The 24116-nt window shown below is 71.3% G+C and carries 22 protein-coding genes; 14 read left to right on the plus strand and 8 right to left on the minus strand.

Features of this window, described 5'->3' with window-relative positions; all coding sequences use genetic code 11:
* Positions 1-4: 4 nt before the first annotated feature.
* Positions 5-985: a DUF4192 domain-containing protein gene (locus tag BM290_RS41290; RefSeq protein ID WP_093621436.1), complete on the minus strand. Its 981-nt coding sequence runs from the start codon at positions 983-985 to the stop codon at positions 5-7.
* Positions 986-1097: 112 nt separating this feature from the next.
* The gene (locus BM290_RS41295) at positions 1098-1598 is read right to left on the minus strand and encodes a GNAT family N-acetyltransferase (RefSeq protein WP_093621437.1); all 501 of its coding nucleotides are present in this window, start codon (positions 1596-1598) and stop codon (positions 1098-1100) included.
* A gap of 56 nt (positions 1599-1654) precedes the next feature.
* Between BM290_RS41295 and BM290_RS41300 the strand changes: the two genes are divergently transcribed.
* From BM290_RS41300 to BM290_RS41315, 4 genes are all read left to right on the plus strand, one after another.
* On the plus strand, positions 1655-2539 hold the full coding sequence (locus tag BM290_RS41300) for a fructosamine kinase family protein (RefSeq protein WP_093621438.1): 885 nt from the start codon (positions 1655-1657) through the stop codon (positions 2537-2539).
* 67 nt (positions 2540-2606) lie between these two features.
* Positions 2607-3626, plus strand: coding sequence for a GTP 3',8-cyclase MoaA (moaA, locus tag BM290_RS41305; RefSeq protein WP_239143880.1), 1020 nt, complete (start codon positions 2607-2609; stop codon positions 3624-3626).
* 5 nt (positions 3627-3631) lie between these two features.
* Positions 3632-3874 carry a MoaD/ThiS family protein gene (locus tag BM290_RS41310; RefSeq protein ID WP_093621440.1) on the plus strand — a complete coding sequence of 81 codons (243 nt, stop codon included), beginning with the start codon at positions 3632-3634 and terminating at the stop codon, positions 3872-3874.
* Positions 3875-3987: 113 nt separating this feature from the next.
* On the plus strand, positions 3988-4548 hold the full coding sequence (locus BM290_RS41315; RefSeq protein WP_093621441.1) for a DUF6939 family protein: 561 nt from the start codon (positions 3988-3990) through the stop codon (positions 4546-4548).
* A gap of 37 nt (positions 4549-4585) precedes the next feature.
* Here the strand turns inward: BM290_RS41315 and BM290_RS41320 are convergent, their stop codons facing one another.
* On the minus strand, positions 4586-5386 hold the full coding sequence (locus tag BM290_RS41320) for a VOC family protein (RefSeq protein WP_093621442.1): 801 nt from the start codon (positions 5384-5386) through the stop codon (positions 4586-4588).
* 232 nt (positions 5387-5618) lie between these two features.
* Between BM290_RS41320 and BM290_RS41325 the strand changes: the two genes are divergently transcribed.
* Together BM290_RS41325 and BM290_RS41330 are read left to right on the plus strand one after the other, a co-directional pair.
* The gene (locus tag BM290_RS41325) at positions 5619-6959 is read left to right on the plus strand and encodes a metallophosphoesterase (protein WP_177320113.1); all 1341 of its coding nucleotides are present in this window, start codon (positions 5619-5621) and stop codon (positions 6957-6959) included.
* A 65-nt stretch (positions 6960-7024) separates the two neighbouring features.
* The gene (locus BM290_RS41330; RefSeq protein ID WP_093621489.1) at positions 7025-10162 is read left to right on the plus strand and encodes a UvrD-helicase domain-containing protein; all 3138 of its coding nucleotides are present in this window, start codon (positions 7025-7027) and stop codon (positions 10160-10162) included.
* Here the strand turns inward: BM290_RS41330 and BM290_RS41335 are convergent.
* Positions 10149-10655, minus strand: coding sequence for an A24 family peptidase (locus BM290_RS41335; protein WP_239143881.1), 507 nt, complete (start codon positions 10653-10655; stop codon positions 10149-10151). The genes BM290_RS41330 and BM290_RS41335 overlap by 14 nt on opposite strands.
* A 280-nt stretch (positions 10656-10935) precedes the next feature.
* Here BM290_RS41335 and BM290_RS41340 point away from each other — a divergent pair, with 280 nt between their 5' ends.
* The 4 genes from BM290_RS41340 to BM290_RS49330 all read left to right on the plus strand — a co-directional run bounded on the left by BM290_RS41340 (position 10936) and on the right by BM290_RS49330 (position 15236).
* The gene (locus tag BM290_RS41340; protein ID WP_093621444.1) at positions 10936-11523 is read left to right on the plus strand and encodes an LppU/SCO3897 family protein; all 588 of its coding nucleotides are present in this window, start codon (positions 10936-10938) and stop codon (positions 11521-11523) included.
* Positions 11524-11614: 91 nt separating this feature from the next.
* A complete protein-coding gene (locus BM290_RS41345) occupies positions 11615-12820 on the plus strand; it encodes an AAA family ATPase (RefSeq protein WP_093621445.1) in 1206 nt (401 codons plus the stop codon).
* A 27-nt stretch (positions 12821-12847) separates the two neighbouring features.
* Positions 12848-13357: a DoxX family membrane protein gene (locus BM290_RS41350; protein WP_093621446.1), complete on the plus strand. Its 510-nt coding sequence runs from the start codon at positions 12848-12850 to the stop codon at positions 13355-13357.
* Positions 13358-13538: 181 nt separating this feature from the next.
* Positions 13539-15236: a glycosyltransferase family 87 protein gene (locus BM290_RS49330; RefSeq protein ID WP_239143882.1), complete on the plus strand. Its 1698-nt coding sequence runs from the start codon at positions 13539-13541 to the stop codon at positions 15234-15236.
* Positions 15237-15515: 279 nt separating this feature from the next.
* Here the strand turns inward: BM290_RS49330 and BM290_RS41365 are convergent, their stop codons facing one another.
* Genes BM290_RS41365 through moaC form a run of 4 tightly spaced genes read right to left on the minus strand, consistent with a single transcriptional unit; the run spans position 15516 to position 18160 of the window.
* On the minus strand, positions 15516-15932 hold the full coding sequence (locus BM290_RS41365) for a molybdenum cofactor biosynthesis protein MoaE (protein WP_093621492.1): 417 nt from the start codon (positions 15930-15932) through the stop codon (positions 15516-15518).
* Positions 15933-15961: 29 nt separating this feature from the next.
* Positions 15962-17179 (minus strand): molybdopterin molybdotransferase MoeA, encoded by a 1218-nt coding sequence (locus tag BM290_RS41370; RefSeq protein ID WP_093621447.1) that lies wholly within the window; start codon positions 17177-17179, stop codon positions 15962-15964.
* A 16-nt stretch (positions 17180-17195) separates the two neighbouring features.
* Positions 17196-17696, minus strand: a complete 501-nt coding sequence (locus BM290_RS41375) for a MogA/MoaB family molybdenum cofactor biosynthesis protein (protein ID WP_093621448.1) — start codon at positions 17694-17696, stop codon at positions 17196-17198.
* Positions 17669-18160, minus strand: coding sequence for a cyclic pyranopterin monophosphate synthase MoaC (moaC, locus tag BM290_RS41380; RefSeq protein WP_093621449.1), 492 nt, complete (start codon positions 18158-18160; stop codon positions 17669-17671). The genes BM290_RS41375 and moaC overlap by 28 nt, the downstream gene beginning before the upstream one ends.
* A gap of 385 nt (positions 18161-18545) precedes the next feature.
* Here moaC and BM290_RS41385 point away from each other — a divergent pair, with 385 nt between their 5' ends.
* From BM290_RS41385 to BM290_RS41400, 4 genes are all read left to right on the plus strand, one after another.
* On the plus strand, positions 18546-21038 hold the full coding sequence (locus tag BM290_RS41385; protein WP_093621493.1) for a putative bifunctional diguanylate cyclase/phosphodiesterase: 2493 nt from the start codon (positions 18546-18548) through the stop codon (positions 21036-21038).
* Positions 21035-22336: a glycosyltransferase 87 family protein gene (locus tag BM290_RS41390; protein WP_093621450.1), complete on the plus strand. Its 1302-nt coding sequence runs from the start codon at positions 21035-21037 to the stop codon at positions 22334-22336. The genes BM290_RS41385 and BM290_RS41390 overlap by 4 nt, the downstream gene beginning before the upstream one ends.
* A 1-nt stretch (position 22337) precedes the next feature.
* A complete protein-coding gene (locus BM290_RS41395; protein ID WP_093621451.1) occupies positions 22338-22724 on the plus strand; it encodes a TFIIB-type zinc ribbon-containing protein in 387 nt (128 codons plus the stop codon).
* A gap of 301 nt (positions 22725-23025) precedes the next feature.
* Positions 23026-23778: a nucleotidyltransferase domain-containing protein gene (locus BM290_RS41400; protein WP_143134128.1), complete on the plus strand. Its 753-nt coding sequence runs from the start codon at positions 23026-23028 to the stop codon at positions 23776-23778.
* The last annotated feature ends 338 nt before the right edge of the window (positions 23779-24116 follow it).

Below are 24116 nucleotides of genomic sequence, written 5' to 3' on the forward strand. Positions count from 1 at the left end.
CCGCTCATCGGCGCCATCGCCGGACCACGGCCGGGGAGATGGCGAACCCGAGCAGTTGGTGCAGCATGCCGGCGAGCTCGTGGCCGGGCTCCACGTCCAGGGCCCGGTCCACGGCGACCCGCGCCAGGGCCCCTCGCCCCAGCTGCCAGGCGGTGAAGCCGAGCAGGCAGGCGGGCGCCGGCACGTAGACCGGCTCGACCCGGCGCAGCACGTCGGTCCAGAGGCTGGCCCGCCACTCGTGCTCGCCGGTCCGGTCGACGGCGTAGTCCTCCACCGCGAGGTCGGTGAGCAGCACCCCGAGCCAGGCCGTCTCGGCGTCGGTGAGGACCCCTCCGGAGCGGTAGCGCTTCTCGGCCTCGCGGACGGCGAGACGGCCGGCCTGCCGGATCCTCTTGGTGGCCCCGTCGCCCTCCAGCAGGCCATGGAAGCGCTTGCGGGCCCGCTCGGTCGCGGCCGTCATCGCGACCCGGACCGGGCCGTCCAGCGACGCCACCTGAGCGACCAGGTCACGGCGGCTGGGCAGGGCGACCTGGCCGCGATAGGTGGCCTCGGCCGCGATCACACTGTCCGGCGGCAGGCAGGGCGTGCCCTCGGCCGGACAGCACTCGCGATCCTCGCAGGCATACGACCACCAGCGGCCCTCGTGGACCCGGAGCACGTCGTCGATCCGGACACCGACCGTCTGGAGCACCTCGGCGATCCGCAGCACCACCGGGGTGATCCGCGCCGGCGGGCCGTAGCCGACGATGACGAGCAGGTCCGGCTCCTGCCGCAGGATGCCGGCGACCACCTCGCGGGTCCGGCTCCGCAGGTCGGGCTCGGCGATGTCGGGCGGCGGCAGGTTGAAGCAGGCGCCGAAATCGATCCGGCCGTCGCGCATGCCGACCAGCGCGACGGTCTCGTGCGGGTGGTAACCCATCAGGAACGGCAGGACCGCGACGAGCTCGGCGGAGTTGTTGACGACGAGGGTGGTGTCGGCTCTCATGCCGGCCAGCGTGGCCGTCCGGCGGCCTCCGCCGCGTGCCTCCCGCGCTTCCTGTGGACGACACGCCGGTCTGTCCACAGCGGCCGATCGGGAACGCGCAGCTAGCGGCGTTTCACGACCGGAAGGGCAACTCGTGCAGCTCCAGGCCGTGATGCCAGGGGTGCGTGTGCCGTTCGAGATCCATCGTCAGCTCGATCGACGAGACGACGTCGTATCCGGCCGCGTGCAGGCTGCGGATCGCGTCGATGTTGCGGGACTCGGGCGAGATGGTCAGCGCGGTCATGTTGCGGCGTTTCGCCTCGGCCGCGACGTGTTGCAGCAGCTTGCGGCCGACGCCCTTGTGCCGATGTGTGATGGTCACCACTACCGGGTCCACCTGGCCGGCCCGGCCGCGCATGATCAGCCCGACCATCCCGATCACCGCGTCGTCGGCGTGATCGGCGACCCACAGCCCGGAGAGGTCCAGCCGGGTGAGGTACTCCTCGAACCCGGCACCGCCGTCATCCCTGTGCTCGCCGTACATCTCGTTGTGCTGACGGGACAGCTCGGCCCACAGACGCCGGCACGCGGAGTGATCACTCGGCCGGTACGAGCGCACTACGACAGGGGTCATGTCGCCATCTTGCCTCGAAATGGAGACGTACGTCACGGGAAGCGCAAGATAACCGGGTGGACATGGAGTACCTGCGCGCTCATCCCGAGCATCTCCCGACATTTCTGACACATCAACGCATTCGTGAGACTCCCGTGCACTCGGGGGTCTGCGCCGCGAGCCGACTGACCCTCGACGACGGCGTGTCGATCTTCGCCAAGACGTGGCCGTCCGGACCAGCTCCGACCGGCATGTTCGCGGCCGAGGCAGCCGGGCTCCGATGGCTGCGCGAAGTGGGCGCCGTTGCCGTGCCGGAGGTGCTGGTCGCGCTGCCCGGGATCCTCGCGATGGAATGGGTCGAACCGGGCGAAGCGACCCTCGAAGCTGCTGCGCGATTCGGGCACGAGCTGGCCCGGCTGCATCGGTCCGGAGCCGATGCGTTCGGCGCTGAGCTGCCCGGATACATCGGGCCGCTGCCACTGGACAACACGCCCGGGGAGTCCTGGGCGTCGTGGTTTGCGGAACGGCGCCTGATTCCGTACCTCAAAACGTCTGTTGATCGGGGAGCGCTGGAAAAGTCCGACTCGGCGTCGGTCGAGAAGGTCATAAAAACCATGCATTTGTACGGTGGAGATGAACCGCCCGCACGCATTCACGGAGACCTGTGGCCGGGAAATGTGCTGTGGGCGGCCGACGGGCGTGGGTGGCTCGTCGACCCGGCCGCGCACGGCGGCCACCGCGAGACCGACCTGGCGACGCTCGCGCTCTTCGGCGGCGCCCCGCACCTGGACACGATCCTCGCCGCCTACCAGGAGGAATGGCCCTTGGCCGACGGCTGGCGGGAGCGGATCCCGTTGCATCAGCTGCATCTGTGGCTCGTCCACACCGCCGCCTTCGGCAGCGCATATCGATCCGGAGTACGGGCCGCGGTCGCCACGTTGTCCACAGGACGATATGCCTAGAGGCAGTACGGATGACGAGCGGCTAGATTCGATTGGTGCGCATCTCCCGGAGATCAGCAGAGCCGCAGTGGCGGCACGCGTGACCGTGCTCGCCGACCGATTCGGTCGCATCGCCACCGATCTTCGTGTCTCACTCACGGATCGGTGCAATCTGCGCTGCACCTACTGCATGCCCGCCGAGGGCCTGGCCTGGATGCCGCAGCCCCAGCAGCTCACCGATGACGAGGTGAAACGGCTCGTCCGGATCGCGGTCGAGCAGCTGGGCGTCACCGAGGTCCGGTTCACCGGCGGCGAGCCGCTGATCCGGCGCGGCCTGGTGGACATCGTGGCCGACGCGGCACGGCTCGATCCACGGCCCAAGCTGTCGGTCACGACGAACGGGATCGGGCTGGACCGGATCGCCGTATCCCTGCGCGAGGCCGGCCTGCACCGGGTCAACGTCTCGCTCGACACGCTCGACCCGGCCCGGTTCCACAAGCTCACCCTGCGTGACAGGCACTCCGACGTGCTGGCCGGTCTGCGCGCCGCGGCGGCCGCCGGCCTCACCCCCGTGAAGATCAATACGGTGCTGATGCGCGGGGTCAACGACGACGAGGCGCCGCAGCTGCTGCAGTTCGCGCTCGATCACGGCTATCAGCTCAGGTTCATCGAGCAGATGCCGCTCGACGCCCAGCATCAGTGGGACCGGCACGAGATGGTCACCGCTGAGGAGATCCTGGCCGCGCTCGAGCCGTTCGGGCTGCAGCCCGACGATGTTTCACGTGGAACAGCGCCGGCCGAGACGTGGCTGGTGCCGGGGTATGTCGACGCTGCCGGCGAGCCGGCCCGGGTCGGGGTCATCGCCAGCGTGACCCGGCCGTTCTGCGGCGACTGCGACCGGACCCGGCTGACCGCCGACGGTCAGGTCCGCAACTGCCTCTTCGCCACCGAGGAGAGCGACCTGCGAAAACTGCTTCGTGACGGGGCCTCGGACTCGGCGATCAGCGAGGCCTGGCGTGCCGCCATGTGGGGGAAGCGAGCGGGGCACGGCATCGATGACCCGACGTTCCTTCAGCCCGCTCGTCCCATGTCCGCGATCGGAGGCTGAGCACGATGCTTACGGTCCGATATTTCGCTGGGGCCCGTGCGGCTGCCGGTGGCATCTCCACTGAGGTGGTCGAGGCCGCGAACCTGGATGAGCTGACTCAGGTGTTGAGTGGACGACACGGGGAGCGGCTGGCGTTGGTGATGAAGGCTGCGAGCTTTCTCGTCGACGGCCTCAACTGCCATGACCGGAGGGCTGCTCTGCCGGCTGAGGCCACTGTCGATGTGCTGCCGCCCTTTGCTGGTGGCTGAGTAGACGGCCTCGGCGGCTGAGGCCGCAGCACGCGGGTTCGCTCACGCCAGGTCAGACGGTTTTGTCGTACCCCTCGGGCAGCATATTCGGCGAGGCCTGAGGGAGGTTGGCGATGTTGGTTCATGTCGCGAGTCGTCGGCGTAAGCCTGAGTCGGTGCGGGCGGCGTTCCCGGGCGCCACCGTCATCGACGTGACCTCGCGGGGGCCGGAGCCATGGGTGCGGTTCAGCCCGTTCTACCCGCACGGCGACATTCCGGTGCCGCTCACTCCCGGGGTCGTCGCCGCTTCGGTGGAGGGCATCTGGCAGGCGCTCAAGGTCTTCGATCAGGCTGATGTCGACCCGGGCAAGCTGTCGGTGACCTCGATGACCGGGTTGAAGCGCACGGTCCGGCGATACGGGCCGGTCCGTGGGCATCGCGCTGGGCTGCACGGCGAAACACTGCTCGACTATCCGGCCGCTCGGCGGCAGATCTACCTGCCGGCCTACCGATGGGTGCTGGAGCACAGGCTGTCCGACCTGGTCGACCGGCTTCGTGGGCTGGCCGGTGACGGCGTGGTGCTCCTTGACTACACCACCAACGGCGACCCTTCGGACACTTCGAGCCCGCTCTCGCACGCCGCGCTGCTGGCCCGTCATCTCGCCGACCGGTGGCCGGCCGAGGCACCGTCCTGAGCGCCGAGCAGGCCCGGATCCCGGACTGGGGCGTGGCTCAGGGGTCACGGCCCTGCCATGTGGTCACGCAGACCTCGTTGCCCTCGCGGTCTGCCAGGACCCAGAAGGACGGGGCCCACTCGTCGGAGACCAGGTGGCCACCGGCCGCGAGAGCGGCGGCCATGCGGCCCGCTGCCTCATCGTGGGGGACGCTGATGTCGAAGTGGATGCGGTTGCGCTGTGGGCGCGGCTCGGTCATTCGCTGGAACCAGACAGTCGGCCCTTGGCGCAGCGGGTCGACGAGCCGGTCCTCGGGGCCGTGCTTTCCTGGCTCGTCGGTGTATCCGAGGACCGCCTTCCAGAACGGCCGCACCGACGGGATGTCGAGCGCGTCGATGGCGACCTCCCACTCCTGCACCGAGCGGTTCCCGCCTGCCCCCGCCGTGTCCGCGGCGGACCGGGTCGTCGGCGGACCGCGGAGATCCAGCGGGTCCGAGGGGTCGGCTTCGGGTTGCGGCGCCGCGCCCGACGGCGACGAGGCGGAGAGCCGGCCGGGGGTCGTTCTCCGGCCGAGCGTCCGGACGGCTGCGGTGATCAGGTGTGCCAGTTCGGTGTCGCGGGCGGTCACTCCGCCGAAGGCGCGCGGGCGGAGCGTCAGAATGACGTGGGTCGGCCGGAGATCCAGGCGAAGGTGTTCGTCCGCGCCGACACCGCAGGCCCCGACAGCGCCGGCGGCCACCGCGGCGGCCTCGGCCAGCGAGTCGACCTGCACCGACGTTCGCAGGGTGCCCAGCACGAAACGCCAGCCCTGGTCGCCGACGGCCGCGGAGGCTTCGGTGCGGCTCAGAAACCGTTCCATGCCGCCAGGCTCTCAGATCGGCCGCCTCCGTGTCGCGGAGCCCGGTGCGGCGGGATCGAGCCCAACGCGCCACCGGACGGGTGACCGCTGCCGCGGAGGCACATCGATGCTGAGACACCGCTGAGGGCGGGGTCCGCTGCCGTTGTCGGGAGGGCTCGGCGGTCGGGGACACTTGGTCGGGCAAGTCGAGGGCTCGGCCACGGGAGTGGGCGGCGGGGGAGGGTCTGGGTTGTTGGTGTTCTTCGCAGTCGTTCTGGTGGGGATCGGTTTGATCCACTACTACCTGTGGAAACGGCTGGTTCGGGATCCACTGCGGCCGGGGTGGGGACGGCGCGCCGGGACGGTGGTGGCCGTGCTGCTCTGCGTCCTCGCTCCGCTGACGATGATCGGGGTGCGCGCGGGCTACTTCACCTGGCTCTCGTGGCCCGGCTATCTGTGGATCGCCGTGATGTTCTACCTGCTCGTGGTGCTGGCGGTGCTGGAGATCCCGCGACTGCTGCTGATGCGTCTGTGGGCGGGCTCCCGGCGTACCACCGTGAAGTCACCGACCGCGACCGGCGACGTGCCCGCACCGGTCCGCATCGCTGATGAGACGCGGCCCGGCACGAGTGAGCCGCAGCCGGTCGGCGTGGTGAGCCTGAGCGCGGACGGCGCCGGGCAGGCGGCAGGCGCCGGGACGGTGCCGACGGGGACGGCGGCCGGGGCGCAGACGGCGGCGGGCACGACGGACGACGCCGCGGAGGAGCGGCGCGGGATCGAGCGACGGCTGCTCCTGGCGCGTGGCACCGCGATCTTCGCGGGGCTGACGGCCGCGGGCATCACCGGCTACGGGGTGAAGACGGCGACCGGCGCGCCGCAGATCGATCGGGTTCAGCTTCCGATGGCCAAGCTTCCCCGGGCGATGGACGGCACCCGGCTCGCGGTGGTGTCGGACATCCACATCGGCCCGCTGACCGGGGTCAACCACGCGCAGCGCATCGTCCAGGTGATCAACTCGGTGAACGCGGACCTGGTCTGCGTCGTCGGTGACCTGGTCGACGGCAGTGTGGCCGAGCTGGGCCGGTTCGCCGCGCCGCTGGCCGGCATCGAGTCGCGGCACGGGGCGTTCTTCGTGACCGGCAACCACGAGTACTACTCGGGCGCCGAGGAGTGGGTCGACGAGGTGGCCCGGCTGGGTATCCGGCCGCTGCGCAACGAGCGGGTGGCGATCAACGGGCTGGACCTCGCCGGTGTGAACGATCTGAGCGGCGAGGACCACGGCGACGCCCCCGATTTCGCCCGCGCGCTGGGCGACCGGGACACCGCCCGTCCCGTCGTGTTGATGGCCCACCAGCCGGTGGCCGTCGTCGAGGCCGCTCCCTACGGGGTGGATCTGCAGGTCTCGGGTCACACGCACGGTGGTCAGATGGCCCCGTTCAACCTGCTCGTCAAACTCCAGCAGCCGGTAGTCTCCGGCTTCGGGGAGGTCGACGGCGTGCCGGTCTACGTGACCAACGGCGCGGGTTTCTGGGGGCCACCGGTGCGCGTGGGCGCACCCCCGCAGGTCACGGTCATCGAATTGCGTGTGGCATAACCCATCAAGATCGGTAAGTGTGTTTGAGCGTGGCGAAGCATGGCGAGACCGACGGCCGTGACAGGATGCGGGGTGTGGAGGTCAGCACGGATACATATGTCGCGGACCTGCACATTCATTCGCGCTACTCACGGGCCTGCAGTCGTGATCTGACGCTGCCCAACCTGGCGTGGTGGGCGCGTCGTAAGGGCATCGCCCTGCTGGGCACCGGCGACTTCACCCATCCGGCGTGGTTCGAGCATCTCCGGGAGAGCTTGGAGCCGGCCGAGCCGGGCCTGTTCCGGCTCGCCGACGAGAAGCCGGTCACCAAGCGTCTTCCCGGTTCGCTGCGTGGCACCCTGCCGGCCCGGTTCATGTTGAGCGTGGAGATCTCGACGATCTACAAGCGCGACGACAAGACCCGTAAGGTGCACCACCTGCTCTACGCTCCCGACTTCGCGTCGGTGGAGAAGATCAACACCGCGCTGTCCCGGATCGGGAACCTGACCGCGGACGGCCGGCCGATCCTGGGGCTCGACTCGCGCAACCTCCTGGAGATCACTCTGGAGGCGGGCGGCTATCTGGTCCCGGCGCACATCTGGACGCCGTGGTTCTCCGCCCTCGGCTCGAAGTCCGGGTTCGACGCGATCGCCGACTGCTACGCCGACCTGGCCGACCACATCACCGCGGTGGAGACCGGCCTCTCGTCGGACCCGGAGATGAACTGGCGCGTCTCCAGCCTGGACCGGTATCGCCTGGTCTCGAACTCGGACGCGCACTCCCCGGCCGCTCTGGCCCGCGAGGCCACCCTGTTCACCGGCACCCCGGACTACTTCGCGGTGCGCGACGGCCTCGGCCTGGCCGGGACGCTGGAGTTCTTCCCGGAGGAGGGCAAGTATCACGCCGACGGCCACCGGGCCTGCGGGGTGAACTGGGAGCCGGCGAAGACCCGCGCGGCCAACGGCCGTTGCCCGGAGTGCGGCCGCCCGTTGACGGTCGGTGTGCTGAGCCGGGTCGAGGACCTCGCCGACCGGCCGGTCGGCTTCCACCGGGACGACCACGTCGAGCACCTGATCCAGCTGCACGAGATCCTCGGCGAGATCCACGGTGTCGGCCCGAAGTCGAAGACGGTCGAGTCGCAGATGAACCATCTGGTGGCGACGCTCGGCGCGGAGCTGGACATCCTGCGGAAGGTGCCGGTCGAGGAGATCGGCAAGGCCGGCGGCGACGAACTGCGGGAGGCGATCACCCGGCTGCGGCGCGGCGACGTGCGGCGGGTGCCGGGTTACGACGGCGAGTATGGCGTGATCACCCTCTTCGACCCGGGTGAGCTGCGCAACCGCAACAGCGCGCCGCAGATGGAGACGCTCTTCGACTTCCCCGCGGCAGACGCTCTCGCGGCGGCGCCGAAGCCCAGGGCGGAGCCGGTGAAGGAGAAGGCCAAGGCGAGACCGGTGAAGGAGAAGCCGGCCCCGCCGCCGCTGGCTCCGCCGCCGAGCCCGCACGAGCCGTTCGAGCCGATGCTCGCCGGGATGGAGGAGGTCGGCACCGGCCTGCTGGACCGCCTCGACGCGATGCAGCGGGTGGCCGCGTCGGCGCCGGGCGGGCCGCTGCTGATCGTGGCGGGGCCGGGCACCGGCAAGACGCGGACTTTGACGCACCGTATGGCGTACCTCTGTGCCGAGCTGGGTGTCTTCCCGGAGCGCTGTCTGGCGATCACGTTCACCCGGCGGGCCGCCGCCGAGCTGAAGGAGCGTCTGGAAGCGCTGCTCGGGGACGTGGCCGAGGACATCACCGTCGGTACGTTCCACTCGCTGGGCCTGACCGTGCTGAAGGAGAACGCGAAGGCCGCCGGGCTGGGTTCGGGCTGGCGTATCGCCGACGAGCACGAGCAGACGCAGGCCCGGGAGCAGGCCGGGGACGACGACGCGGCGTACCGGAAGCTGCTGCGCCAGCAGGACCTGGTGGATCTGGACGATCTGATCAGCGTGCCGGTGTCGTTGCTGAGCGAGGATCCGGCGCTCGTCGAGAAGTACCGCAGGCGCTGGCAGTGGATCTTCGTGGACGAGTATCAGGACGTCGACGAGCTGCAGTATCAGCTGCTGCGCCTGCTCAGCCCGCCGGACGGCAACCTCTGCGCGATCGGTGACCCGGACCAGGCGATCTACTCGTTCCGTGGCGCCGACGTGCAGTACTTCCTCCGGTTCAACACCGACTTCGTGGACGCCCGGCTGGTCCGGCTGACCCGTAACTACCGGTCGTCGGCGCCGATCCTGGCCGCCGCGGTGCAGGCGATCGCGCCGACCACCCTGGTCAGCGGCCGCCGCCTGGACCCGGCCCGGCTGGATCCGGAGGCCTCGCTGGTCGGGCGATATGCGGCCCGCAGCGTCGCCGACGAGGCCGACTTCGTGGTCCGCACGATCGACGAGCTGGTCGGCGGCCTGTCCCACCGGTCGCTCGACTCGGGCCGGGTCGACTCCCGTGCCGCGGCCGTCGGCAACCTGTCGTTCTCGGACATCGCGGTGCTCTACCGCACCGACGCGCAATCCGGCCCGATCGTCGACGCGCTGTCCCGCGCCGGCATCCCGGTGCAGAAGCGCTCGCACAACCGGCTGCGGGACCGTCGCGGTGTCGCCGAGATCGCCCGGGAGCTGCGGCATGCCGGTGGCGCGAGCGGACCGTTGCGGGTCCGGGTGAAGGCGGCCGGTCAGGCGCTGGCCCAGCGTTATGCGGCGCCGACCCTGGACGGGGATCAGCCGGCCCCCGAGGATGTCCGGCTCGCCGCCGAGCTGCTGCTGCCGCTGGCCGACCGGACCGGCGACGATCTGCCGCTCTTCCTCCAGCAGCTGGCGACCGGCGCCGAGGTGGACGCCCTGGACCCGCGGGCCGAGGCGGTCAACCTGCTCACCCTGCACGCTGCCAAGGGCCTGGAGTTCCCGGTGGTGTTCCTGGTCGGGTGCGAGGACGGGCTGCTGCCGCTGCGCTGGCCCGGTTCGACGCCGTCGGAGGAGGAGGTCGCCGAGGAGCGGCGGCTGTTCTTCGTCGGCCTGACCAGGGCCCAGGATCGGCTGTACGTCAGCAGCTCGGCGAAGCGGTTCCGGCACGGCAGCGAGCGGGAGCAGTCACCCACCCCGTTCCTCGACGTGATCGATTCCGGACTGTTCGAGAAACTGGGCGAGGCCGCCCCCGCCCGCCCGAAGGATCGCCAGCTCAGGCTGCTGTGAGAGCTCCGGTGAGGGCTGGGGTGACGGTCGCCAGGAGGAAGCCCACGAGGAGGGCCGGCCCGAACGGGAGAGGCCGTCCCTTCCGAATCACCAGCAACCAGGTGGCGACCACACCGTTGAGCAGGTGAGCGGTGCCGAGGCAGACGGCCACCGCCGGCCAGCCCGCGAACCCGAGCAGGAACGCCAGTGCCGCGCCCAGTTTCACGTCGCCGAGGCCGAGTCCGTGCCCGGGTAGCAGGGCGATCGCCAGATAGGCGGCGCCGACCAGCAGGCCCGCGGCCAGCGCCGGGACGATCCGGTCCGGCGCGAGCAGGGCGAGCGGGGCGCCCACGCCCAGGGCGATCGTGCCGACCAGCCGGTCGGGCAGGCGCAGGCAGCCGAGGTCGATCATCGCGAGCAGCAGCCCGGGAATCACCGCGAGCAGGTGGATCGGCAGTTGCGGCGTGGGACCGAGAGCGGCCGCCAGTACTCCGGCGATCAGGGCGAACGTCACCGGCGGCCAGTGTCCGCCGGCACCGCAGGCCGGTCCGGCGTGGATCCAGCCCGCTGCTCCGGATGGGTACGCCCGCCCGCACCGGCCACACGCGGAGCGGGCCGGTGATCCGAAGGGGACGGTCAGCCGGTGTGCGATCCGGGGCAGGAACGCGCCGGCCGCGGCACCGAAGAGCATCGACAAGATCACTAGTTGTGACGACACGAAGGTGAAAGGTATCCGATCGTCCGCCGCACGCTACGGTGTCAGGCGGCGTAGACCGCTTCTGGAAGGACCCCCGATGTCGCAGAACGGGCCTTACCCCGGTCAGTCATGGCCGAGCGGTGGTCCTGATCAGCCATATTCGGAGCCCTCGGATCCGTGGGTCGGTCAGGCGCAGGACATTCCCCAGCAGGCGTTCGCGCCGCCGCCGGAGTGGCAGAAACCGGAGTGGAAGAAGCCGCCGGCCCGGCGCGGGTTCGCGATGGGCGCCACCGTCGCCGCGCTGAGCGTGCTGATCGGCGGGGGTGTGGCCACCGCGGCGTGGTTCACGCTGGGCGGCAAGAAGGAGCCGTCGGCCGCCGGCCCCGCGGCCACGGCGCCGGCCCCGCCGGGGGTCCGGCCGCAGCCGAGCGCTGACGCGCGGTTCGCGGCGAAGGGCCAGTGTGTCCGCAACGAGGGCTCGAACACCGAGCCGAAGCTGCGGATCGTGGTGTGCACGGCGAACACCTACGAGATCTTGAAGCGCATCGACGGTCGCACCACCGGCGAGAAGGATGCCGTCCGTAAGTGCGAAACCGTCCCTAAGTACACGAAGTGGTACTACTACGACACCGAGTACGACGATGTCGACTTCGTCCTGTGCCTGCGCGAGTATGAACCCGTCTAGCGGTTTCTAGCCGTGACGCTAGACCCTCTTAGAGGGTGATATCGAGCGGACTCTAGCGCTGACGCTAGACAGCCCGATACGGTGCTACGTCATGGATCCGGTGCGGAACCCGTACGCTCCCGGCGCCGGTCAGCGCCCACCCGAGCTGGCCGGGCGCGGCCGTGAGCTGGATGTCTTCGACGTCGTCCTGGAGCGGGTGGCCCGCGGTCGCCCCGAGCGCAGCCTCGTCCTGACCGGTCTGCGCGGCGTCGGCAAGACGGTGCTGCTCAACACTCTGCGCTCGGCGGCGATCGGCCGGCTGTGGGGCACCGGCAAGATCGAGGCCCGGCCGGACCAGTCGCTGCGCCGTCCGGTCTCGGGCGCACTGCACATGGCGATCCGCGAGCTGGCGCCCCACCACCGTGACCCGGACCGGGTCGACGAGGTGCTGGGGGTGCTCAAGGCCTTCGCGCTGCGGGCCAACGACGGCAACGCCAAGCTGCGCGACCGGTGGGCGCCCGGCATCGACGTGCCGCCGGCGCGCGGGCGTGCTGACTCGGGCGACATCGAGATCGACCTGGTCGAGCTCTTCACCGACGCGGCGTCGCTGGCCACCGACGTGGGCACCGGGATCGCCCTGTTCATCGACGAGATGCAGGACCTGAGCGCCACCGACGTGTCGGCGCTCTGCGCGGCCTGTCACGAGCTGTCCCAGCTTGGCGCGCCGTTGATCGTGGTCGGGGCGGGGCTGCCGCACCTGCCGGCCGTGCTGTCGGCGGCCAAGTCGTACTCGGAACGGCTCTTCCGTTACGCCCGGATCGACCGGCTCGACCGGGACGCGGCCGATCTGGCGCTCGGTGTGCCCGCCGAGCGGGAGGGCGTGGAGTACGACCAGGAGGCGCTCGACCTGCTCTACGAGAAGTCGGGCGGGTACCCGTACTTCGTCCAGGCCTATGGGAAGGCGACCTGGGACCACGCGCCGCAGACGCCGATCACCGCCGACGACGTGCGGGTGGCCGCGCCGGAGGCGGAGGGTGAGCTGGCGGTCGGATTCTTCGGCTCGCGGTTCGAGCGGGCCACCCCGGCCGAACGGGAGTACATGCGGGCCATGGCGGCGCTCTCCGACGATCCGGGCAACGACATGGACGCCGCGGTGCCGACCTCGGAGATCGCGATCTCGCTGGGCCGTAAGCCGGCGAGCCTGTCGCCGGCACGCGACGCGCTGATCAAAAAGGGACTCATCTACTCGGGCGAGCGCGGCACCGTCGCGTTCACCGTCCCGCACTTCGGCCGCTACCTCCGCACGCAACCGGTATGAGGGCGCGGTTGCGGGTATAACCGGGTGATGAGGCCCGTACGCACCGCAGCCCGCGCGATGCTCGCATCGATCTTCATCGTCGAGGGCATCCGCACCCTGACCCGGCCGGAGTCCCGCGCCGATGCGGTCCGCCCGCTCACCGACCGGGTGACCCCGCTGCTCGAGCGGACGGATCCACGCCTGCCGACCGACCCGCTCACACTGGTCCGGGTCAAGGCGGCCGCCGACGTGGTGGCCGGGCTCGCCCTCGCCACCGGGCGGTTCACCAGGCCGGCCGCAGCGGTGCTGGCGGCCGGGCTCGTGCCGCACACGCTGACCGAGAAGGGCGGCCGCGAGCCCCTGCTGCGCAACCTCGGGCTGCTCGGCGGGCTGCTGCTCGCGGCGGTCGACACGGAGGGCCGTCCGGGTATTCGTTATCGGACGTCGCATGCTGTCGATCGGAGCCAGCGCTCGGTGCGGCGCGCTGTCCGTACCGCCCGTCGGGAAGCCAAGATCGCTGCTGCCTCGGCCGTGGCCGCGCGCAGATTGCCCGGATAACAACCTTCTTGCGGCCTTTGCGTTAAAGCGGACGAGGGGCCGCGCGGTCGGTCAGCGCCTTCTAAGCTCGCTTCCGCTCGGCAACGCCCTGCCGCCGTCTCCGACCGCTGCGCTCCAGGCGCGAGCGGCCGGGCCGACCGGCAGGACGTGCCGTGCCCGGGGACGAGACGGGGGTCGCGCCATGCCGGCAATCAGGAACATCAGGCTCAGCGCTGCGCGCACGCGGTTCGGGCTGGTCGCCGTGAGCGTGCTGGTCACGGCCGCGATCATCACCCTTTACCTGCGGCGGTACGGCCTGAGCACCCTCGCTGTCGAACATGAGGCGATCAGAGGCTGGCTGGCGGGGGACGGGCTCTACGCGTACCGCTCCCCGAAAAACGAATCGGGCGCCGCCCTGCCCCCCGCACTCGCGCTGATCGTCGCGCCCCTGACCCTGCTGCCGCTGCCCGCCGCGGGCGGTCTGCTGGCCCTCGCCGGGCTGGCCGCCCTGCTGCTCAGCACCATGATCATCGCCGGTCCGGTGGCTCGCCGGCACGGTCGCCGGCGCGGCCTGTTCGTGCTGGCCGCGGCCGGTCTCGCGCTCCTCGCCGAACCGGTCCGCGCCGCCATCGGGCTCGGCCGCCCGGAGCTGGTCATCCTCGCCCTGCTCGCCGCCGATCTGGTCGGCCTGCGCCGGGCGGCCCGCGTCCGCGACCGCTCACTGGCCGCCCTGCTGCGATCCCGCCGCTCCCCGCGGGGCCGATCGTCGCGTTCCCGCGGCGGCGAGCGCCCCCGTCGCGCCCGGATCGTCCACGCCTTCCGCGCCGCGCTGTTCTCCGGCATCACCCATCACGCCTCCAGCGCCGCCCATCAGGCCTCCAACGCGGGCCGTCACCTCTCCAGCGACGCCCAGCACTTCTCCGGTGATGCTCGGCACTTGTCCAGTGACGCCCCTCGCGCCTCCGGTGACGCCCTCCACGTCCCCGGTGACGCCCTCCACGTCCCCGGTGACGCCCTCCACGTCTCCAGCGACGCTCGACACGTCTCCAGCGACGCTCGTCACGTCTCCAGCGACGCCCGTCATGGCGAATCGTCGAAGCGCTCCCGCCGCGAGATCGAACCGTCCGGAAACTGGTGGAAACGGCTCGCGGCGAGCGGATCGTGGGCCGGCGTCGGCACCGGCCTGGCCGTCACGTTCAGCGCGACAGCCCTGCTCTTCGTCGGATATCTGCTGGTCACACGTCAGCGACGGGCCGCCCTCACCGCCCTGGCCACCGCCGCGCTGGTCATCGTCGGCATGCTGGCCGTGGCGCCCACCGAGACCCTCACCTGGTACGGCACGACGATGTGGGAGCTGGCCCGCCCCGCCCCCGTCAGCGACGTCGACAACCAGTCCCTGGCCGGGATGATGGCCCGGCTGTACGGCTTCCCCGCCCCACCGGTCCTGGTGTGGTTCGCCTTCGGCATCCTAATCGTGGCCGTCGGCCTGATCCGCGCCCGCTCCGCCCACAAAGACGGGGACGAGGTCGCGGCCTTCACCCTGATCGGCCTGACCGCTGCCGTCGCCGGCCCGGTGACCACCCCCGCCGAGAGCCTGTGGCTGCTCCCCGCCGTCCTGATCCTCGCCGACACCGGTCTGCGCCGGCGGCTGAGTCTGCGCCCGGCCCGTCCGTCACGCTGGATCCGCCGCACCGGAACCGGGCATCTGGCCGCGGCCGCCGTCGGCTACCTGCTCCTGGTCACGGCGCCGGGCTGGGCGCTGCGCTGGAACGTGCCGGCCCTTGCCCTGATCCTGCTGGTCAACGCCTTGCCGTGGCGCCAGGGAGCACCCGCCGCCCTGCCGGCGGGCCGCTCCGCACCACACCGCCGCGCCGCGATCCCCCTACCCCGAGGCGGCTGACCGGCGGCATCCCCTGCCGAGTCAGCTCACCGGCAGCGTTCCCCCGGCCCCGAGGCGACCGACCGGCGCGGCATCCCCTCCTGAGTCAGCTGACCGGCAGCGATTCCCGGCCTCGAAGCGACCGACCGGGCAACCGTCCCATCACCCGGAGGCCGCTGACCGGCGGCCTCTCCCAGCCCCGAAGCGGCCGACCATCCCACCACCCCAGGCGGCTGACCGGCGGCCTCTCCCAGCCCCGAAGCGGCCGACCATCCCACCACCCCAGGCGGCTGACCCTGGTCAGGGGCAGTTGACCCACTCCTCGGTGCCGTCGCGGAAGACCTGACGCTTCCAGATCGGCAGTCGCGCCTTGGCCTCGTCGACGAGCCGGCCGCACGCGGCGAACGCCGCCGCCCGGTGGGCCGTGCTGACCGAGGCGACCAGGGCCACGTCACCGATCTGCAGCGTGCCGATCCGGTGCGACACGGCGACCGCGTAGACGGCCGGGTCGGCGGCGATCTCTTCGGCCACCTCGCGCAGGATCGCGGCGGCGGTCGGGTGCCCCTCGTACTCGAGGAGGGTGACACCCCGGCCGTGGTCGTGATCGCGGACCACGCCCTGGAAGGAGACGACCGCACCGGCCCGCGGGTCGGCGACGGCCGCCTCGTGCGCGGCCAGGTCGAGTGGCTCGTCCACGACCGCGGTCAATGCCACCAGACCGGGGACGGAAACATCTGCAGGAGTGGTCACGGGCGCTCCCCGGGCATCAGAGGAAGAGGCAGGAAGGGAACCGTGTCTCCGGCGGCGGCCTGGGTGCCGGGCCGGACCACGACGAAACCGTGCGAGTTGGCGAGCCCTCGGAGCATTGCCGACCCGACATGACCGGCCGGAGTGGCGGTCCGCCCGGAGGCGTCGAGAGCGGCCAGGGCCAGGTGGGTGAACCCGCCACGGCCGGCCACCTCGGCGCCGGCGGTGACCGACGGCAGCGCGGGCAACTCCCGGCCCTGGAGCCCGGCGAGCAGCGGCGCGACCAGCGTGACCAGGGCGATCACCGCGGACTGCGGGTTGCCCGGCAGACCGGCGAGGAAACGGGGCCGCCCGTCCGGCCCGGGCACGCGCGCCAGGAGCATCGGGAAGCCGGGTCGCACCGCGACGGTGTTGACGATGTACTCCGCGCCGAGCTCGGTCAGCGCCGGATGCAGGTGGTCGACCGGCCCGTGCATGGTGCCGCCGGTGGTGCAGACCAGGTCGGCGGTGTCCAGAGCGGCACGGATGGCGTCGAGATGAGCGGTCAGGGTGTCCTTGACCGGGCCGTGCACCGACTCCACTGTCGCGCCGTATCGCCGCAGCCAGCCGGGCACCTGTGGCCCCAGGGAGTCGCGGACCCGGCCCGCGCCGGGTGGTCCGCTGGTGAGCAGCTCGTCACCGAAGACGAGCAGGGCCGCTCGGGGCGCCGACCGTACCGCAAGGGTCTCGTAACCGCAGGTGGCCGCGACGCCGATGACTGCCGGATCCACCGCGGCGCCGGCCGGGAAGAGCTCCTCGCCGCGGTGTGCCTCCTCGCCGGGCAGCCGCCAGTCGGGGATGGCGCGCGGCTCGCCGGAGACGCGCCCGTCAGCGGCGGTGACCGAATCCTCGATCCGGATCAGAGCGGTCGCGTTGTCCGGCACCATCGCGCCGGTGGCGATCTCGACGCACTCGCCGTCCGCGGTGAGCGGTGGCGGGGTCCCGCCGGCGAGCACCCGGCCGACCGGCCGCCACGGCCCGGCCCCGCGCACCGCCCATCCGTCGATGCTCGACGTCGGGAAGGCGGGCAGGTCGGTGAGGGCACGCAGCGGCTCGGCAAGGGTCCGGCCGTCGGCCGTGGCCAGCGGAATCTCCTCCGCGCCACCGGCCGCGTCACGGCCCGCCCGATAGGCGAGTGTGCGCGCCAGCTCCCAGTCCACAGGGGTCGACTCGGTCACCGGGAAAGCCTAACGCTCAGTGGTCGCCACCACGGATCTGGTCCACCGTGTGAGCGAGCAGCGGGCCGAGCACGGCCAGGCCATCCTTGGCGCCGCCGGTCGAGCCGGGCAGGTTGACGATCAGGGTGCGCCCGGCGACGCCGGCGAGCCCACGGGACAGCGCGGCGGCCGGCACCCGGTCACGGCTGTGGGCACGGATCGCCTCGGCGATGCCGGGGATCTCGAAGTCGAGCAGGCCACGGGTCGCCTCGGGGGTGCGGTCGGTCGGGGTGACGCCGGTTCCGCCGCTGGTCAGGACGACGTCGACACCGTCGGCGACCGCGGCACGGAGGGCTTCGGCGACGGGCTCCCCATCGGGTACGACCACCGGTGTGTCGTCGACATCACAGCCCAGCTCGCGGAGCCCGGCGACGAGGCGGGGGCCGCTGGTGTCGGCGTAGACCCCGGCGGCCGCCCGGTTCGAGGCGACGACGACTCTGGCCCTGATGGTCACGGGCGGTCCTCCGGGCGTACCCAGTCTCCGGTCTTGCCGCCCTCCTTGCGCAGCACCCGGACGGCTTCCAGGCTGGCCGCGGGGTCGACCGCCTTGATCATGTCGATCATCGCCAGGCCGGCCGTCGCGACCGCGGTGAGGGCCTCCATCTCGACGCCGGTCCGGTCGGCGGTCTTGGTGATGGCGGTGATCTCCACGGTGTCGGTGGTGACCTCCAGTTCCACCTTCACGCCGTGGAGACCGATCGGGTGACAGAGCGGAATGAGATCCGGTGTCCGTTTCGCACCCATGATCCCGGCGAGCCGGGCGACCGCGAGCGCGTCCCCCTTGGGCAGGCCGTCGCGGCGCAGCAGATCGACGACGTCGGTGGTGGTGCGGACCCGGCCCGCGGCGACGGCGCGGCGGTCGCTCACCGCTTTGGCGGACACGTCCACCATCCGCGCGGCGCCCGTCTCATCGACATGAGTGAGCTGGCTTTCCTGGGGCATACCGGGAGCTTAGTTCGCAACGCTGCCGCATTCGCTTCACACGCCGTCCACACTGCTCAGCGATGCTGCGGCGGCTATGGAAAATGGAATTCTGGATGCCCGGCCGCAGCGATTCCCATCGCATTGAGTCCCCATTCAGAAACTGTCCGTAACGAATCGTCACGCTATTGTCGCATTCTGCGCATAGCGACACGATCCACTGGAAACCGGCACGGTCTAAGCCTAACTTCTGTCGTGTCAGGACGGCACGGACAAAAACGGAGGAAATGGCCATGGCCAACAACCAAGAGTGGCTCTGAAACCGACAGATGCGCGGACAGACGGATATGAATTACGTTGTGCCTTGAGCGACGAGACCATCGCGCTCGGCTACGACAAGGACCCCATGACTCGCGACCGAAGCGACGACAACGTGACCGATCAGTGGCTCCGGCCACTCGTCGGTCTCGTCGTCGTTTCCGGGCTCTGCACCACCGCCGGCTTCGCCGTCTACGCCGCGCTCCTGCCCGGCCCTCCGCCGCATCCCCTGGCCCTGGCCGTTCTCTGCGGCTCGCTGGTGGTCGCCAATCGGGTCCGCGTCTACGTCCGGGTCCTGTCCAGCGGCGACAGCACCACCTGGGGCGAGATCCCGGTCCTGATCGGCCTGGTGCTCTTCCCCGCGCCCTGGGTCATCCTCTGCGCCGTCGCCGCGATGGCCCTGATCCGCATCCTCGACTGGCGTGGCCTGCAGAAATCGACCTTCGCGGTGGCCAAGGAAGCGCTCACCTCGGGCTCGGCGGCCGCTGTCTTCCTCGCCTGCGGGGTGCAGCCTGACCTGACCCGCCCCGATCTTCCGGCCCTGCCGATCGTTCTGGCGCTGGTCACCTTCGTCGTCGTCGACCACGTCATCTTCGCCCCGGTGCTGTCGCTGGCGACCGGCACCAGCGTGTGGAAGGTCGCCTTCCACCACTGGACCAGCAAGGTCATCTGCTATCTCGGTGAGCTCGCCGCCGCTCTGCTCGTCGTCGGCGTCCTCGCCACCGGGGCGAGCGCCTGGATTCTGCTGGTCGTCCCGCTCGTTGTGCTCTGCATGCACCTGTGGCAGTCCCGCAGTGTCCGCACCCGGGAGGAACGGGAGTCCTGGCAGCGCCTCGCCAAGGCGACCGATGAGCTGAACGCTGTCGACCTCACCCAGGTCCTGCACTCGGCGACCACCCGGGCAGCGCAGATCTTCTCGGCCGCCGAGTCCGCGATCGACCTGGCCGGGCGGACGGTTCGCGCGACCGCGTCCCAGGTCCTCGCCGACGGCCCGCGCCCGCCCGGCGGAGTCACCCCGCCCGACGAGACGTCGGTCGACCTGGTCGCGCATGACGGCAGCGTCCGGGTCGGGGTGCTGCGCCTGCGGTTCGGTGGCACGGTCCGGCTCACCGAGGTCGAGCAGTACAAGCTGCGGACGTTCGCGTCGGCGGTGTGCACCGCCATCCGGAACGCGCAGGCGTACGCCGAACTCGCTCGCATCGCCGCCGAGAACGCGCACGCCGCCACCCACGACCCGCTGACCGGCCTGGCCAACCGCCGCCGGCTGTACGAGCAGGCCGAGCAGGTGTTCCGCTCCACCGGCCAGGGGCTGTTCGCCCTGCTGCTGATCGACTTGAACCACTTCAAGGAGGTCAACGACACGCTCGGCCACGCCGCCGGCGACCAGGTGCTGCGCGAGGTGGCGGCCCGCTTGCGGGATTCGGCCGATCCCGGCGACCTGGTGGCGCGGCTCGGCGGTGACGAGTTCGCGGTGCTGCTGACCGGCCTGCCCACACCCGCGCTGGCCGGGCACCGCGCGACCGGGATGCTCGCCACCCTCGACGCGACCATCGAGGTCGAAGGCATGCGACTGACCGTCGAGGCGGCCGGCGGCATCGCGCTGGCGGCCGGCACCGGCAGTGTCGAGGAGCTGATGCGCCGCGCCGACATCGCCATGTACCAGGCGAAACGTGCCGGCGAGCCGATCGTCGTCTACGCGCACGCCCGGGACACCGCCGATCTGGAACGGCTGATGCTCACCGGTGAGCTGCGCCGGGCGGTCGCCGAGCACGAGTTCACCGTCGACTTCCAGCCGATCGTCGATCTCGGCACCGGCGAGGTCCTGGCGGCCGAGGCGCTGGCCCGCTGGCACCACCCCGACCAGGGCAGTCTCAGCCCGGTCCGGTTCCTGGAAACGGTCGAGCGGTCGGGTCAGCTGCCGGCGTTCGCCGACGCGGTCCTCGAGCAGTCGCTGATCGCCCGGCAGACCTGGCGCGACGCCGGGTTCGACCTGCCGATCGCGGTGAACGTGTCGCCGCGCAGCCTGCTGGACCCGACCTTCCCCGGCGCGGTGCTGGCCCGGCTCGCCCGCCACGACACGCCCGCCGACCGGCTGGTCCTGGAGCTCACCGAGACCCTCACCGTCAGTCAGCTCGACGTGGTCGAGCGCACCCTCGCCGAGCTGCGCAACGCCGGCGTGCGGCTGGCCATCGACGACTTCGGCACCGGCGTCTCGTCGCTCTCGGTGCTGTCGCGCATCCCAGTGCACCAACTCAAGATCGACCGCGAGTTCGTGGCCGCGGTGGAGACGTCCGCCGAGGCCGCCGCGGTCGTCCGGACCACCGTTGACCTGGCCCGCAACCTGCATCTGACGGTCGTCGCCGAGGGTGTGGAGAGCGAGCCGCAGCGCCGCGCGCTCTGGGCCCTCGGCTGCATCGCCGGCCAGGGTCACCTGTTCGCCCGGCCCTATTCCGCGGCACGCTTCGCCGGCATGCTGCAACGCGGCTCCGGCGGCCGGCCCGGCATGCTCGCGGCGGCTCTGCACGACGAGGGTTCGGTGGTCCGCCTGTCGGCGCGCCGTCTGCCAAACTTGCCCGCGTGACCAAGAAGCTGGACCTGGCCCTCTACGCCCTCTCTGCGGTCTTCGCGCTGGTCACCGCACTGACCTCGACACTGCTGCCGCATCGCGCGTGGGGTGCGGTGGCGGCGTGGGGTTATCTGGCGGCGGCTCTGCTGGTCTATCTGGTGCGGCGTCGCGACCTGCTGGCCTGGGCGGCCTGGGGTGCGGTGGCCCTGCTGCCGCTGGTGATCCAGTCGGTGCAGCGGGCCGCTGGGCGTACCGACCGGGCCCAGGAGGAGGTGCTGGTCGTCGAGCAGATGGGCGAATCGCTGCTGCACAGTGGCACGCCCTACCTCAGCCGTACCGAGATCGCTGCGATCCCGCTCGACGAGCGCCTGCTGGGCTATCGCCCCTATCAGCCCGGAATGTCGCTCTTCGGCGTCCCGCGCGCCCTGACGGGCGACCACTGGTTCACCGACGCCCGCGTCTGGTTCGCGATCACCGCGGTGGTCACCCTTGCCGCGGCCGTCACCCTCGTCCGGTCTCTGCCAACCCCTTCAGCGGTACGGTCCACGCGCCCCCTTTTCCAGCCGGCCCGCACGACCGCCCCCGTATCCCAGGCCGAGGCCCCCGCCGCCCCTCGCCCCGATTCGGGCGTGCCCGTGTCGCCCGCGCTGGTGCGGGCCATCCAGGCCGCCACCGTCCTGCCGGTGACCGCGCTGACCCTCGCCACCGGCGGCGACGACATCCCCGTCCTGGCCCTGTGCCTGCTGGCCCTGGCTCTGGCCGCGACCGGCCGTCCCGGCTGGTCCGGCGTGGCCGTGGGCGCCGCCGCCGCCTGCAAGCTCTTCGCCCTGCCCGTGGTCGCCGTCCTGATCGTGCACGCGGTCGTCACCGGATCGTGGCGTCGCCTGCTCCCCGGCGCCCTGGGCCTGCCACTGCTCGCCCTGCTGCCGCCGCTGCTGGTGGACGCGGACGCCCTGATCGAGAACGTCCTCCGCTTCCCGATGGGACACGGCCTGGTCACCAGCCCCGCCCAGTCCCCGTTCCCCGGATACCTGATCTCCCAGTCGCTCCCCGGAGGCCGCTACATCGCCGCCGGCCTGCTGGTCCTCGCCGCCGCCGTGATCGGCATCCTGCTGCTGCGCCGCCCGCCACGAACGGCCCGCGCCGCCGCCCTCTTCTGCGGTTACGGGCTCCTCACCGCGATCCTGCTGATGCCGACGACACGTTTCGGTTACCTGCTCTACCCCGCCGCTCTGCTGCTTTTCGCCCCGGCACTCAGCAAGGACACAGGTTCTTCGGCCCCACGGCATGACACGGCCTTGTACCGTCATTGAAATGCATATGACGTGTCCCAAGTGCCACGGCGAGATGCGGGTCTACGAGCGCAGCGGCGTCACGATCGACCAGTGCAGCGAGTGCCGCGGCATCTTCCTTGACCGTGGTGAGCTGGAGAAGCTGTTTGCTGCCGAGGCCAGCTACAACCGCGCCCCGTCCGGTGGCCAGGTTCCCCCGCCGCCGCCCGCCCCCCATGCTCCCCCGGCCCCACCGATGCACCAGCCCGGCTACGCGCCCCCACCGCCCCCGCCGCCGTATGGGGCTCCGCAGCCGCACGCCTACCCGCCGCCCGTCCCGGCTTACGGCCACCATGGCCACTACCGGCGCGGCTACGGCCACCACGGCCACTACCGCCGTCGCAGTTTCCTGCACGACCTCTTCGACTGAGCCTGCGACGCCACCCAGCTCCGCTTCGCTCCTCCGCGCAGCCGACAACGAACCGGACCAGGCCCAGCCACCCGGCCCCGTCGTGCAGCGGTGACGAAACGGAACCGGCCCAGGCACCGGGCTGCGTGACGAGGCCGTGCAGTCGGTGAGGAGGCAGTCACCTTGTCTCCTCACCGACGGCGTCGTGGCCTGCCCGGCACCCTCGGGTCGCCGCCGGCCGGGCCGTGTGCCTGCCGGCTCTGCGGCACCCCGCGCCGGGCCACCGGCCTCTCGCGCTCGGTGATGTGGCACGGTGTGATCCGTGTCGGATGATCCTGCTGCCCTGGCTGCCCGGCTCGTGGCGGACCGGTTCCCACAAGCACACGCGGCGTTCCTCGGCGGCAGTTCGCCGACCGCCCGCCGAACCCCGTGGTCCGATCTGGACATCGTCGTCGTCCTGGACGGAAGGCCCGCCTCGTTCCGGGAGACGTTGCGACACGACGGTCAGCTGGTCGAGTGGTTCGTGTACACGCCGACGTCTCTCCGGCACTACTGGCAGCAGAACATCTCCCACCGGCGCACCCCACTTCTGCGGATGGTCGCCGAGGGCGTGACGCTGATCGAAGCCGACGGCCGGGCCGGGGCCTACCGCGCGGAGGCCACCGAGCTTCTCGCCGCCGGCCCGCCCGCACCGGCTGCCGACACGCTCGCCTTCCAGCGCTACCTGGTCACCGATCTGCTCGACGACCTGCGCGGCTGCGCCGACCCGGTCGAGATCGCCTTCCTCGCCGCGACCCTCGTCCTGGCCGCCTCAGACCTGCTGCTCCTGGCCGAGAACCGCTGGTCAGCCCGGGGCAAGTGGCTGCCCCGCCGACTGGCCGAACTCGACCCCGCCCTACCGGCTCAGCTCATGTCCGCCCAGCAGTCCGCCCTCACCGACGGCAACCGCGAACCACTGGTGACCGCGATACTCGCCATCCTGAACCACACCGGCGGCCCACTGCAGGAAGGCTTTCGGCTGGAGGGCGAGGACCCCGCCGCGCCCTCACCGCCGAAGGCTCGACCCACGAACTGACCTCGCCGCCGGCTCTTTCCCGGCCGACCAGGTCAACGGCTGATGCCATGACCGACAGCGGCCCCCGGCCGACCGCCGGAGCGGCTCCCCTGCGGGCTCATCTCCACCGTGGGAAGCCGGGTCCACCCATAATTTTCTGCGCCCACAACCCGCGCCTCCGATACGCAGCGTCATGTCTCCGTTCGGACCGAAGCTCCACAGTGCCGGGTCCAGCTGCGGGAACTCGCGTGCGTCTCCGTGAAGCCCACCTCGAGGACGTGTTCTTACTCACTCTTGGTAGTCACAAGGCGGAACCGTATCGTCACTTAAAAGTGAGCTATTTCGATAAGCCTCTCTTT

It is taken from the genome of Actinoplanes philippinensis (assembly GCF_900113015.1).
Lineage (GTDB): Bacteria > Actinomycetota > Actinomycetes > Mycobacteriales > Micromonosporaceae > Actinoplanes > Actinoplanes philippinensis.

Coding starts and splice junctions, on each gene's coding strand:
- BM290_RS41290 (WP_093621436.1), bottom strand. CDS start 985: ATGAGAGCCGACACCACCCTCGTCGTCAACAACTCCGCCGAGCTCGTC.
- BM290_RS41295 (WP_093621437.1), bottom strand. CDS start 1,598: ATGACCCCTGTCGTAGTGCGCTCGTACCGGCCGAGTGATCACTCCGCG.
- BM290_RS41310 (WP_093621440.1), top strand. CDS start 3,632: ATGCTTACGGTCCGATATTTCGCTGGGGCCCGTGCGGCTGCCGGTGGC.
- BM290_RS41315 (WP_093621441.1), top strand. CDS start 3,988: ATGTTGGTTCATGTCGCGAGTCGTCGGCGTAAGCCTGAGTCGGTGCGG.
- BM290_RS41320 (WP_093621442.1), bottom strand. CDS start 5,386: ATGGAACGGTTTCTGAGCCGCACCGAAGCCTCCGCGGCCGTCGGCGAC.
- BM290_RS41330 (WP_093621489.1), top strand. CDS start 7,025: ATGCGGGGTGTGGAGGTCAGCACGGATACATATGTCGCGGACCTGCAC.
- BM290_RS41340 (WP_093621444.1), top strand. CDS start 10,936: ATGTCGCAGAACGGGCCTTACCCCGGTCAGTCATGGCCGAGCGGTGGT.
- BM290_RS41345 (WP_093621445.1), top strand. CDS start 11,615: ATGGATCCGGTGCGGAACCCGTACGCTCCCGGCGCCGGTCAGCGCCCA.
- BM290_RS41350 (WP_093621446.1), top strand. CDS start 12,848: ATGAGGCCCGTACGCACCGCAGCCCGCGCGATGCTCGCATCGATCTTC.
- BM290_RS49330 (WP_239143882.1), top strand. CDS start 13,539: ATGCCGGCAATCAGGAACATCAGGCTCAGCGCTGCGCGCACGCGGTTC.
- moaC (WP_093621449.1), bottom strand. CDS start 18,160: ATGCCCCAGGAAAGCCAGCTCACTCATGTCGATGAGACGGGCGCCGCG.
- BM290_RS41385 (WP_093621493.1), top strand. CDS start 18,546: ATGACTCGCGACCGAAGCGACGACAACGTGACCGATCAGTGGCTCCGG.
- BM290_RS41395 (WP_093621451.1), top strand. CDS start 22,338: ATGCATATGACGTGTCCCAAGTGCCACGGCGAGATGCGGGTCTACGAG.